A 12,640-nucleotide genomic window follows, 5' to 3' on the forward strand; every position below is an offset into this window, starting at 1 on the left:
AGGCTATTTTGTTTGCCATCTTGGGCCTGGGCAGTGCTCAAAATCCTCGCGTACTACGTGTACGCTCCGGTTTTTCCGCGCTGTCCGTGCCCAATCTGGCTGCACCAATTACGCCTAATGGAGCGGCTCTTGTTTACAGGGGTTATTTGCCTTCGGTTCCCAGCAATCCGTTTTTACGCGCCTGCTCGTCCCATTGCGGTACGACGGTTTTCAGGAAGTCCTGTTTCTCTGCGTTGATTTTCTGCATATCCAGGCCAATCGCCGCCTGGGCTTTGGCTTTGGTGGAGATATCCGGCAGTTTCACTTCTTCGGTGATGCCTTTAGTGGCCAGCAGACGAATCAGCTTAGCGCGGGCATCGGCGGCTTTATTCAGCGCGGTGCCGAGCATACGCAGCGCTTCATCCGGCGCGTGCATATGAACGCCGTGAGACGCGATTGCCAGGTCCCAGCGCCATTGCGCGTGGCGGATGTCGGTCTGAATCGGTTTCATCTCTTCGTCGGTCGCACCGGCATCCAGCGCGGCTTTGGCTTCGAAATGCGCATGAACCAGCTGTACTTCCACTTTACGCTTCAGATCCTGAATGGCCGCTTTACGCTCGGCGACCACAGATTGCAGTGCTTCTTTGGTCTGGGTGTGGCAGTTTTTACAGGTCTGATCGAAGGTATCGAACGGGTTGCCAATCTTATGGCTGGTAAACATTTTGCCTTCAGCGTTCTGCATTTTCGGCATATGGCAGTCGATACAGGTCACGTTATTCTTGCCGTGAATACCTGCGCTCCAGGTTTCATATTCCGGGTGCTGCGCTTTCAGCATGGGCGTTTTTGACAGCGGGTTGACCCAGTCGGAGAAGGCGATCTCGTCGTAGTATTTTTCCATCCCGTCAACGTTCGGGCCGTTATCCCACGGGAATTTCACCGCTTTGTCTTTGCCGTCGAAATAGTATTCAACGTGGCACTGGCCGCAGACCATAGCCTGCTGATCCAGACGGCTGGCTTTATCGAACGGTTTACCGATGGTTTCCATGGCGCGCGCCGCATAAGGGCGGGACAGGGTTAACGCCGGTTTGCCTTTCGCAAAGTCATCTGACGCGGTGTTATGGCAGTCGGCACAGCCTAAATCGTTAACGATTTCCGGCCCGCCGCGCGCCCATTTACCGTGGAAATAACCCGCTTCGCCGTCCTTCTGAATCAGACGGGCGACGTCGGGGCTTTTACAGCTCCAGCAGGCCATGGGTAGCGGGCCGTCTTCAGCGGTTTTCGGCGCGCCGGTACGCAGGGTTTCACGTACATCGGTGAGCGCGTAAGCGTGGCCGCGCGGTTTGTTGTAATCCCGCGAGAACGGATAACCCGCCCACAGGACCACCATATTCGGGTCTTCCGCCAGCGCATCTTCACGTTCAGATTGCTCGCTGGTGGATTTCCATGAATTGAATTGATCGGCATGTTTATTGGCGAAAACTTCGTTATGTGCTTCAATTTTCGCGGGTGCGGTTGCAGCAGGAGCTTGTTCTGCGTGCGCCGGGCTTAACAACAATAAGCCGGCGAATAGGCTCCAGAAGTAGGGAAGAAATTTGCTTATCCTGGCCATGAGCGTTCCGTCCAAAGTAAGCCGCGTCAGTGCGGTTATTTTTATTCACTAAAGGGAATGACAATAATTGCCATCTCGACATTGCTCTGAGCGTAAATTAGCAAAAACCCCATTAAAAATATTGTTTTCGATCAAGAGTAAAGAAGAGTAAGTAAATATATAGGTTAGGGATAAATGCGCAGTGGGAACAAGCAGTTAAGTAACGATTATTAATTGCAGTAAAATAAATGACGTTGATTACAGAATTAAAAAAACGGTGCGATCGGCGATCACGGAATATTAAAAATACCCCCAAAGGGGTATTGAACATGATTTGCATCAAAAATGCATGTTTAGCCAGATATTTAATTTAATGAGGCTTAACATGCCGGGTTTTTAAAAAGAAAAATAGGGGGTTTCGTCATTTTATTATCATTTAAAGGTTCTTAATAAATGAATCCAGTTCAGCGCACTCCAGACACCCAGGACGCTGTGTGTACCGATGTATCTACCGCTATAAAGCAAATCACCGCTCGTTTTGTCGTTCCGGGTAACAGGGCATTCCGTCATAGTTAACAGTCTGTTCACTAATAACTTTTTTGTATGTATTAAGTCATTTTTGGCATTTGTAGAAGCGAAAAACTTATGGGAGCGTAATACCACAAACTAATAAATACAGGGTAATCAGAGGAAACTATGGCACATCAACTTGGCACACAGCGCAAAGCACTGCTGGCTCTGGCAATAGTGGCATTAGGCGGTTTTGCTGCCTCATCCGTGCAGGCCGACCAATTAGCCGATATTAAAAAAGCGGGCGTCGTAAAAGTGGCGACCTTTGATGCTAACCCACCGTTCGGTTCCGTGGATGCGAAAACCCATGAAATTGTCGGTTACGACGTGGACTTCGCCAAAGCGCTGGCAAAATCCCTCGGCGTGAAGCTGGAACTGGTTGCCACCAACCCGGCAAACCGTATTCCTTTATTGCAGTCCGGCAAAGCGGATCTGATTGTCGCGGATATCACCATCACCCCGGAACGTGCCCAGGTGATCGATTTCTCTACCCCGTATTTTGTCACCGGCCAGCAATTCCTGGTCCCGGCGAAATCCCCGGACAAGCTGGATGACTACAGCCGCGCACGCATTGGTGCGGTAAAAGGCACCACTGGGGAGCAGGCGCTGCACCAGCGTTACCCGCAGGCTCGGGTGCTGGCGTATGACGATATCCCGCTGGCCCTGACCGCGTTGCGTAACGGCAACGTTCAGGCCATCACCCAGGACAGCACTATTCTGGCTGGCCTGCTGGCAGGCGCGCCGGACAAAGCCAACTTTAAAATTTTGCCGGACCTGCTGAGTAAAGAAGAGATCGGCGTCGGCGTGAAAAAAGGCGAAACCGCGCTGCTGCAAGCCGTGAATGACGAACTGGTGAACCTTGAGAAGAGCGGCGAAGCCAGCCGTATCTATGACACCTGGTTTGGCCCGTCTACCCAGACTCCGCAGCCGCGTTCCTTTACCATAGAAGCGAAGTAATATGCTTTCTGGCCTCATCACACGTTCCGCGGCATCGTCCGCGGATTTTTCACATCTGGAGCAGGCGAGCGTTGAGTTTCGCGATGTCGTGAAACAGTACGGCGATCACCGGGTACTGAACGGCATCAATCTGACGATCAACCAGGGCGAAGTGGTGGCGATCCTTGGGCCTTCGGGCTCGGGCAAATCTACGCTGATCCGTCTGATCAACCAGCTTGAGCCGCTGAGTGGCGGCGATATCCTGATCGACAATAAACCCACCCACGGCATTCAGGGCCGCGCGCTGCGCCAGCTTCGCAGCCGGGTTGGGTTTGTGTTCCAGCAATTCAATCTGTATGCCCACCTGACCGCGCGCCAGAACATCACGCTGGCACTGGTGCAGGTTCACGGCTGGAAACAGGCGTCGGCGGACCAGCGTGCCCGCGAGCTGTTGCAGCAGGTCGGCCTGGCGGACAAAGCCGATCAACTGCCGGCGCAGCTTTCCGGCGGGCAACAGCAGCGCGTGGCGATTGCCCGTGCGCTGGCCTCCTCGCCGCAGATTATCCTGTTTGATGAACCCACCTCGGCGCTGGACCCGGAGATGATCGGCGAAGTGCTGTACGTGATGAAGTCTCTGGCGCACAGCGGCATCACCATGATTGTGGTGACCCATGAAATGCAGTTCGCCAGGGAGATTGCCGATCGCGTGGTGTTTATCGACGGCGGCGACATCCTTGAAGTGGCCGCCCCGGCGCAGTTCTTCTCCGCCCCTGAACACCCCCGCGCCCAACGCTTCCTGAAGAAAGTGCTCGACCCTTTACACCAGGAGCGGCCCGACTGATGGTTAACCTGGACTGGCAGGGGGTGCTGACAGGGCTTCCTCTGCAATGGATTATTTCGGGCTTTCTGACCACGGTGTGGGTGTCGCTAATCGGCATGGCGCTGGCTACCGTACTGGCCGTACTGTTTCTGGCGCTGCGGCTGGCGGGCGGCGCTGGCGGGCGTGCCGCCGTGGCAAGTTGGGTATCGGTATTTCGCAACACGCCGCTGCTGGTGCAATTGCTGTTCTGGTATTTCGCGGCCTGGAACCTGCTACCGCTGGCGGTGCGCGATTTCGTCAATGCCGATCATGCCTGGTCGATTCTGCCGGGCGATGTCTGGTGGCTGACGCCGGAATTTCTCTGCTCGGCCTGGGGGCTGGGCGTTTTCACCTCGGCATTTTTAATTGAGGAGATTGAAGCAGGCTTAAGCGCCGTCCCCGCCGGCCAGCGCGAAGCGGCGCTGTCCCAGGGCTTTTCCACCTGGGCGCTGTTTCGCTGTGTGCTGCTGCCGCAGGGGCTGGCGAACGCGTGGCAGCCGATTGTCGGCCAGTATCTGAATCTGATGAAACTGTCGTCGCTGGCCAGCGGCATTGGGTTTGCTGAGCTGACGTACCAGGTCCGCCAGATAGAGAGCTATAACGCCCACGCGCTGGAGGCGTTTGCCGTCGGTACTGTGCTCTATTTATTACTCGGCGTGGTGATGGGGTTGATGCTCGGCAGGATTGGGCCCGGAAGCGCGCGCCGCAAACCCGTGGCCCAGCGTGCTATCGCGCAACGCGAGGTACAACGTGATCGCTAATATCACTGTGATTACCGATAACCTCGACTATTTGCTGTGGGGCCGCATGGCCCAGGGCGAGCCGGGTGGGGTGCTATTGACCCTGATGATGGCCTTTGGCGCTGGTGTGCTGGCGCTGCCCGGCGGGATTGCGCTGGCGTGCGTGGCATGGCGTTATTCCGGCGTGGTGCGCCGCGTGCTGTTTGCCTGGGCGGAACTGATCCGCGGCATCCCGCTGATCTTCGTTATCTTCTGGCTGTGGTATTTGCTGCCGATGATGATGGGCATCGATCTGCCGGGTGCGGTCACGGTGACGCTGGCGCTGGCGTGGTTTACTTCGGCATCGGTGATGCACTCGACGCTTGCCGGATTACAGGCGTTGCCGGCCGGGCAATATGAAGCCGCGCAGACCCAGGGGTTTAGTCCCTGGCAGGCGCTCCGGCTGATCCTGCTGCCGCAGGTGCTGCGCAATGTGTTGCCGTCGCTGGTGGGGATTTTTATCGGCCTGCTGAAAGACACGTCGCTGGCGTTTATCGTCAACGTGCCGGAGCTGACCACGGTGGCCGGGCAGGTAAACAGCCGGGTGCAGATTTACCCGACGGCGATTTTTATCTTCGTCGGCGTGGTTTATTACCTGCTGTGTAGCGGGCTGGGCGTTTTGGCCCGCCGCTGGCAGCGGCGGGCCCTTCAGCCATAATGTAACGCGCGCTTCGGCGCGCTTTTTTATAGCGGAGCGTAATGACCAACGCCGTCCGGCCAGGGTGTCAGCAGGTCATAACCGGTTTCGGTGACCGCCACGGTATGCTCCCACTGGGCCGACAGCGAGCGGTCTTTCGTCACCACCGTCCAGCCATCGCTCAGCACGCTGGTGGCGGGCTTACCGGCGTTGATCATCGGCTCAATAGTGAAAATCATCCCCGGCTCCAGCACGATGCCGGTGCCCGGTATACCGTAGTGCAGGATTTGCGGCTCGTCATGGTATTCGCGCCCTACGCCGTGCCCGCAGTATTCACGTACTACCGAGAAACCGGCATCCTCCGCCACGCGCTGGATCGCCGCGCCGATATCACCCAGCGTGGCGCCCGGACGCACGGTTTTGATCCCCGCGACCATCGAGTCGTAGGTCACTTCCACCAGGCGACGTGCCCGTATGGACGGTTCGCCCACGAAGTACATGCGACTGGTATCGCCGTACCAACCGTCTTTGATAATCGCCACATCAATATTAACGATATCGCCCTTCTTCAGCAGCTTGTCCGAAGGGATGCCGTGGCACACCACGTGGTTGACCGAGGTGCAGACCGTTTTGGTGTAACCGTGGTAGCCAATGTTCGCCGGGATCACGTTCAGCTCATTAACCAGATAATCGTGGCAGATCCGGTCGATCTCGTCAGTGGAGATACCGGGACGCACATGCGGCGCGATCATTTCCAGCACCCTGGCGGCGGCATGGCCTGCGGCGCGCGCCATTTCGATTTCTTTTTGGGTATGCAGAACAATGGTCATTGTGTGGCACCTTCCTGGGTTTCAGGAAGCGTGTCATCCAGTAAAGAGGTGATATCCACGCCGCCTTTGAGTTCAGCCTGTACCAGCGCGCGGGCGAGTTGCTGGTGGGTGAGGTGCGGATACAGTTCCGCCAGCATGCCGATTTTCATCCAGTGTTCCGCCTGGGCATTAATCGAACGGCTCATGGCGTTACTGGCGACACGCAGATTTTCATGCATCAAATCAGAGATCTTAACGATACCCATGGTTCACCTATACGAATCATATACGATTCGTATATTATCACGCGATCCCGGTGCTGGCGACTGCCGTTTACCCGTTCTGGATACAGGATATATTTTTGGAAACTATAAGAAATACTGATAGATCATTTTTTTAATAACGAATATTTAGATTGATTTTATTAAAATATGATCTTCAAAATTATTAAAAATTATTAAAACGACAGAATTTTAAGGAGTTAGTTTTTTTACCCACATATTTAATGCTGAGATAAATCTTATTTGCAGGATATATTACCTGACGGCAGTGGATTTTATTCTTGCGTGAAGTGTGATGCAGGCTATAGTTAACACTGCTTGACGGGAATAACGCTTCCCAATTTATTAAAACTTTCACCAAAACATAATGAGGAAATTATTATGACTCAGCATCGTGGCGGTTCAGGTAATTTTGCAGAAGATAAACAGCGTGCTTCTGAGGCTGGCAAAAAAGGCGGCCAAAACAGCGGCGGTAATTTCAAAAATGACCCGCAGAAAGCATCCGAAGCGGGGAAAAAAGGCGGTAAAAGCAGCGGCGGCGGCGGTCGTTAAGCCGGGTTCCGTTGGGTAAGTTTACCTACCTTTGAAATTAGCAGTCGTTTAATTACCTAATTAAATGAAGGTTGTTTCTATTATCCGCTTAATTAATTTTTAAGCGAAGCATACAAACGGTATCCCTTACGCAGGAAGTTTGCGTTCAGTGAAAAGGGGTGCCGTTTTTTATGCACCATAATTAACCGTAACGGCAAAGATGACGAGACGAGGAATATATTATGCCTTCAGTTAAGACACTTGAAGATCTATTTATTCACGAGCTGTCAGATATTTACAGCGCGGAAAAGCAGATTACCCGTGCGCTTCCAAAAATGGCACGTGCAGCAACCGATAAGAATCTGAAAGCGGCCTTTGAGGCGCACCTCGAAGAAACCCGCGGCCAGATTGAGCGTATCGACCAACTGGTTGAATTGACAGAGGGTGTTCGCATCCGCCGCATGAAGTGCCATGCGCTGGAAGGCCTGGTTGAAGAAGCGCAGGAAATCATCGAATCGGTAGAAGCCGGTACGCTGCGTGATGAAGGGCTTATCGGTGCGGCACAGAAAGTGGAGCACTACGAGATCGCTTCCTACGGTACGCTGCGTACCCTGGCCCTGAAACTGGGCTATAAAGAAGCAGCGAAACTGCTGGAAGAGACCCTCAATGAGGAAAAAGCCACCGATACCAAACTAACCGGTATCGCGGAAGGTAACAAATAGTCAGCAAAGCGGGCCTGCGAAAGCAGGCCGTTTTTTGCTTACTGCCACCCCAGCGCCTCAACAATGGCCCGACGATAGACCGTGTCGATCTGTTCAGGGACGCTCTTGACGTAATCCCGCGCGTGCTCGCGCGTTTCTCCCGTCAGACTATCCAGATAAGCCACGGCTTCGGTCACCGTCGGCGCACGCCCTTCCATTTCCGCGCTTTTCGCCGGCAATGCGGTCCAGACTACGGCTTCAATACCGTGTTCCTGCGCCCATTCCGCCAGTTCGCCTTCCGGCGTGTCGTCTATGATCAGTAGCCCGATACCATCAACGCGCTCCTCATCAATGCCTTCCCGCTGGCGTAACGCATCGCAGGCAACGGTGACGTCTTCGAAATCAAGCCAGGCCCAGAGCACCTGAACGGGTGCAGCGTTAACGCAAATCACCGTCGCCAGTTCGCCGCCGTCGCTGACGCGGGCAAATTCGATCGGTAACAATGGGCCATCGGTTTGCCATTCTCCGACAACGGGTAAATTTTCCGGTTTCCAGATAAGTGAGCCCCAACCCAGACAGGCGATTTTCATGCGTGGTTCCTGAAATTAAGCAACATTAGAAAACTGTAGCAAAGCTAAGCCGGTTGGTATCAGGAAAGATTGGGAAAATAAGAGGACACAGGCCCGTCGCCGGGCCTGGTGCTGAGTGGTGCCCTCAGGCAGTGAGCGTGGCGTTACTGGTTCGTGGGGCACTTGTTCGGTAATACCGAACAAGTGCATTTAAAACATTGAGTCAATATCGCTCGATTCAAAAAACAATTAATCTTATCAGAAGAGATAAGACGCCTACCGAGTGAATAAAAAAAAAGCGGTTGCTGGGTATTCTATGCCCTAAGATATATGAAATATAATTCAGGAGGGTTTTCTAGAACATAAAATGATGATTAGGTCATTGCTTTTTATTTAATAACAAGCAGAAAGCATTTTTCTCTCCCCTGGCTTAAATATCATTCCCTACCCGCTGGCATATCTCAATAGTATTTAAACGTGAGCATCACATTGCGAATGAAATTAAGTTTCCCATCTCTTTCCGCCTCACCTAAGATAATTAATGTATAGATGTCACGCTTGAGAAAAAATATGATATTTCCTGACACGCCACCCAATGAAGCAGAACGCCTAAAGTCACTCTACTTAATTGATCTGTTAGATAAAAACAACGATGAAAGATTCGACAGACTGACCCGTCTGATGAGGATAACCTTTAACGTTCCTATCGCCTCGCTAAGTTTACTGGACAGGGAGCGGCAGTGGGTACTGTCCAGCGCAGGCGTCGATATACGGGAAACCCCGCGCAGCACCTCTTTTTGCGCCCATGCCATCCTTTCAGAAGGGGTGTTTGTGGTTAAAGACACGCTGAAGGATAAACGATTTCACGACAATCCCTTCGTAACCGGCGAGCCGCACGTGCGTTTCTATGCAGGGTATCCGGTGCGGTTGCCGGACGGCATGATTGCCGGCACGCTCTGTATCGTTGACAGCGTCCCGCGCGATTTTTCGATGGAAGAAGCCAATGCGCTGATTGATTTTGCGGCGATTGTTGAGGATGAGTTTCTTATTATCAGCAAGACTATGGCGGATAACGTCACCGAACTGATGAATAAGCAAAGCTTCCTTAAAATCGGTCAAAAACGTTTTGAGAAGTTTACTAAATATCAGCTTCCTTTCAGCCTGATCTATTTTGAAATTGAGAGTATTAAATCAATAAGAGATATTATGGGCGATAAAGAGGCTGATACTGTCCTCAAAGCGTTTGCAGCCTGTATAAAATCCACACTTAAAAAGCATGATATCGGCGCGTATTTAGGAAGAGGCGACTTCGCTGTTTTACTGGAACATCATACTGATAATGCAGACGAGAGTTATCTGTTCAATCTGCAATCTTTTATGGATGATTTTAATAACAAATCAAAAAAGCCTTATCACATTAATTATGCCTACGGCCTGACGAATTATGATCCAGACGTTCACGGTTCACTGATGAGCTTGCTGGAACTGTCCAGCATGACAACCTTTACCGAGAAAAGAAAAAAACACCCGCGGTAAGTCGCATGCGCCTGTTTACAGGGATCCAGGCGAATGACCATAAACCTTACGCGTATCATCAGGATCCTCATTAGATGATCCAGTTAGCAAAACGGATAGCCAGTACCCAATAACGGTCAGGGTTTGCCGATAACCCCTTTACTGGTGAAGCCGTTTTGCAGGCTAACTCTTACTCACCCATTAAGAGGTGGAGAAAAAATGAACTGGCAGCGTTTTAATCACGTAGGCACGTTTTCAGGGGAAACCAGCGGGATAGTAAAGAAAACATTTATTGTTACCGTGGCGCTGCTGAGCTGTCTTTTTCTGGCAGCGATAGTGAGCCTTTTTTATATCGCCGACAATCTTAACGATAAAGCGGACGCCCGCAGCAGCCTGCTTTTGCAAAAAGCGCTGACTACTCGACAGGAAAAAATACGCTCCAATTTAATGGACAACGCCGACTGGGGGGAGGCGTACAACAATCTTCATAAGCAGATTAATGTGCAATGGGCATGGGACAGCCAAAACCTTGGCGAGTCGCTTTATACCAATTACCACTATGAGGGCGTGTTTGTTCTTTCGTCGACTGGCGAAACCCGCTACAGCGTGATTGAGGGCCGTCTTGACAGCCAATCTTTCGAGAAATGGCTCAACCGCAGCGTCACCGCTGAACTGATAAACGACCTTTCTCAAACCCAGGGCAAAGCTATCTCGCGGTTACTGATGGCGAATGGACAACTGACTTTACTGGCCGCCGCCCGGATCACGGCAGGCGATGATGAAAGCATTACGCCCGTGGTGGGTGACGCCTCTCTGATGGTTTTTGTTGATGTCCTGACGCCAGCCAAAATGCGCCAGATGGGCAACGAATATGGCGTTCAGGAAGTACATACCTACGGAAGCATGTTGCAAACCAAACCGAATTATCGGGAAGCGCAGCTTATTTTGCCAATCGATAGCGGCAATGTGCTGATTGAGTGGCGAAGCGATGATCCAGGTAAAGAATTAATGAGCCGGGAACTGCCGTTAATCGTGCTGTTGATGCTTTCGACCCTAACGTTCACCTGGGCCATGCGGCGCGGCGCACTCATCAAAGCGCAAAGAAACGATGAAAACGTATTTCTTCTTGAGCAGAGCCGGCAAGCGCTGGCGGCAAGCGAACGGCGCTTTCGCGACGTTATCGAAGCCACCACCGACTGGATATGGGAAGCCGATAGCCAGTCGCGCCTGACGTGGCTGTCCGACCGCTTTTCCGGCATTACCGGCCATCATTCAGAGGGCTGGATTGGACGGAGCATGCTGGATTTCATCCCCAGAGATAAAATTGCTTTTACCCAATGGCTGCTTAACACGCAGGCGGGCAGCACTTTCACCATCAAAAAGGCCCGCTATTATTCCGCGCATGGGCATCAGCGGTACTGCAACCTGGTGGCGAAACGCACCATTATGGATGACGGTTCGTTGGGATTTCGCGGCACGGTAACCGATGTGACGCTTGAGGTAGAAGCGCAAGAACGCATAGAGTATTTATCGCGCCATGACGAGCTAACAGGGCTGCCTAACCGGCTAAGAATGAAAGAGTTTTTGGAAGGTAAGCTGCGCTCGCTGCCCGATCCGGCGCATCCGTTGGCAATGATTAGCCTCGACCTGGACAAATTCAAACCGGTTAACGACTTATTTGGACATAACGCGGGTGATGAACTGCTTAACGAAGTCGCCAGCCGGTTGCGCGCCTGTACCCGAAAAGTCGATCTCGTCGCCCGGCAGGGGGGTGATGAATTTATCCTTATCTTGCCGGATATTTATGTGCAAAAAGATATTGAGACACTCTGCCAGCGCATCACCAAAGAAATAAGCCGCCCTTTTATGGTTAACGGGAATGAAGTACATATCAGCGTGAGCATGGGGATTGCATTAGCCCCGCAGGATGCAATGGATGCCAGTGATTTAATCCGCTTTTCCGATATTGCGTTGTACAAAGCGAAGAACAGCGGGCGTAATAACTGGGTGTTCTACAAGCCGGATATGGGCGAGTATTTAATCCAGCGTCGGGAAATGGAAAAAGAGTTCCGCGAGGCGTTGAGCGAAGGGCAATTCCAGTTGGTCTATCAGCCCCGTTATGATCTTCAAACGTCGCGTATTGCCGCTGTTGAAGCGCTGGTCCGTTGGCAGCATCCGCGCTATGGATTACTGATGCCGGATCAGTTTATTCCTCTCGCGGAAGAGACGGGCCTGATTATCGCCATGAGCGATCTGGTGCTTGAAAAAGCCTGCCTCGACAGTATGCGTCTTTCATCGGATTTAAAGATTTCCGTGAATATCTCGGCGGTGGAGTTTAATACCGGTGGCCTGGCGAAGCGGGTGAAAACCATTCTGCAAAAAACCGGACTTGATCCGTCGCGGCTGGAACTGGAAATAACCGAGAGCGTCACGATTTCCAATCCTGAGGTTACGCTGGAAACGATGACGCAGCTAAAAGAAATTGGCGTTCGTTTCCTGATTGATGATTTTGGTACGGGATATTCGGCATTAAGTTATCTCAAGCGCTTCCCGTTTGATGGGATAAAGCTGGATAAATCGTTTGTGTTCGCTATGGAAGAGTCTGATAACGCCAAAATTATCGTTGAGAATATTATTGGGCTTGGTAAGGCCTATTCGCTGGCGATAACCGCCGAAGGCGTGGAAACGGCGGAGCAGTTAAAACGGCTGAAAGAATACCAGTGCGATGAGGCGCAGGGATATTTTATCGGACGGCCTGTGGCGCTGGATAAACTGGATTTTAGTGTGGGGTTTGGTGTGTGAATGCGGTGAAAGGGCATGATGGCTTTTAACGCTTTGCTTTGGTGATAGCAGGTTTGTTATGGAGGCAGGCTTTGCGCCTGCCTC

At 52.2% G+C, this 12,640-nt stretch carries 12 protein-coding genes; 8 read left to right on the plus strand and 4 right to left on the minus strand.

What is annotated here, in order from left to right; genetic code table 11:
• Window positions 1-142: 142 nt before the first annotated feature.
• Window positions 143-1,588: an ammonia-forming nitrite reductase cytochrome c552 subunit gene (nrfA, locus tag RT120_RS15945; RefSeq protein WP_312984095.1), complete on the minus strand. Its 1,446-nt coding sequence runs from the start codon at window positions 1,586-1,588 to the stop codon at window positions 143-145.
• 675 nt (window positions 1,589-2,263) lie between these two features.
• Here nrfA and RT120_RS15950 point away from each other — a divergent pair.
• From RT120_RS15950 to RT120_RS15965, 4 genes are read left to right on the plus strand one after another with little or no spacing between them, the layout of a single operon-like run.
• Window positions 2,264-3,094: an ABC transporter substrate-binding protein gene (locus tag RT120_RS15950; RefSeq protein ID WP_312984097.1), complete on the plus strand. Its 831-nt coding sequence runs from the start codon at window positions 2,264-2,266 to the stop codon at window positions 3,092-3,094.
• Between the two features lies 1 nt (window position 3,095).
• Window positions 3,096-3,914, plus strand: coding sequence for an amino acid ABC transporter ATP-binding protein (locus RT120_RS15955; protein WP_312984099.1), 819 nt, complete (start codon window positions 3,096-3,098; stop codon window positions 3,912-3,914).
• Window positions 3,914-4,693, plus strand: coding sequence for an amino acid ABC transporter permease (locus RT120_RS15960; RefSeq protein ID WP_312984101.1), 780 nt, complete (start codon window positions 3,914-3,916; stop codon window positions 4,691-4,693). The genes RT120_RS15955 and RT120_RS15960 overlap by 1 nt, the downstream gene beginning before the upstream one ends.
• A 46-nt stretch (window positions 4,694-4,739) precedes the next feature.
• On the plus strand, window positions 4,740-5,369 hold the full coding sequence (locus tag RT120_RS15965) for an amino acid ABC transporter permease (RefSeq protein WP_409515062.1): 630 nt from the start codon (window positions 4,740-4,742) through the stop codon (window positions 5,367-5,369).
• Window positions 5,370-5,395: 26 nt separating this feature from the next.
• Here RT120_RS15965 and map read toward each other — a convergent pair whose 3' ends face one another.
• Together map and RT120_RS15975 are read right to left on the minus strand one after the other, a co-directional pair.
• Complete coding sequence (map, locus tag RT120_RS15970) at window positions 5,396-6,178, minus strand: type I methionyl aminopeptidase (RefSeq protein ID WP_312984106.1); 783 nt, start codon at window positions 6,176-6,178, stop codon at window positions 5,396-5,398.
• Entirely contained in the window at window positions 6,175-6,423 is a 249-nt protein-coding gene (locus RT120_RS15975) for a ParD-like family protein (protein WP_312984108.1), read from the minus strand. The genes map and RT120_RS15975 overlap by 4 nt, the downstream gene beginning before the upstream one ends.
• 396 nt (window positions 6,424-6,819) lie before the next feature.
• Here RT120_RS15975 and RT120_RS15980 point away from each other — a divergent pair, with 396 nt between their 5' ends.
• Both RT120_RS15980 and RT120_RS15985 read left to right on the plus strand, forming a co-directional pair.
• Window positions 6,820-6,990: a general stress protein gene (locus RT120_RS15980; protein WP_312984214.1), complete on the plus strand. Its 171-nt coding sequence runs from the start codon at window positions 6,820-6,822 to the stop codon at window positions 6,988-6,990.
• 221 nt (window positions 6,991-7,211) lie between these two features.
• Complete coding sequence (locus RT120_RS15985; protein WP_125292856.1) at window positions 7,212-7,691, plus strand: ferritin-like domain-containing protein; 480 nt, start codon at window positions 7,212-7,214, stop codon at window positions 7,689-7,691.
• Between the two features lie 38 nt (window positions 7,692-7,729).
• Here RT120_RS15985 and RT120_RS15990 read toward each other — a convergent pair whose 3' ends face one another.
• A complete protein-coding gene (locus RT120_RS15990; protein WP_312984110.1) occupies window positions 7,730-8,260 on the minus strand; it encodes a hypothetical protein in 531 nt (176 codons plus the stop codon).
• Window positions 8,261-8,809: 549 nt separating this feature from the next.
• Between RT120_RS15990 and RT120_RS15995 the strand changes: the two genes are divergently transcribed.
• Both RT120_RS15995 and RT120_RS16000 read left to right on the plus strand, forming a co-directional pair.
• Window positions 8,810-9,775 (plus strand): diguanylate cyclase domain-containing protein, encoded by a 966-nt coding sequence (locus tag RT120_RS15995; protein WP_312984112.1) that lies wholly within the window; start codon window positions 8,810-8,812, stop codon window positions 9,773-9,775.
• 198 nt (window positions 9,776-9,973) lie between these two features.
• A complete protein-coding gene (locus RT120_RS16000; RefSeq protein ID WP_312984114.1) occupies window positions 9,974-12,556 on the plus strand; it encodes an EAL domain-containing protein in 2,583 nt (860 codons plus the stop codon).
• Window positions 12,557-12,640 lie beyond the last annotated feature (84 nt).

Source organism: Atlantibacter sp., from assembly GCF_032062175.1.
GTDB lineage: Bacteria > Pseudomonadota > Gammaproteobacteria > Enterobacterales > Enterobacteriaceae > Atlantibacter.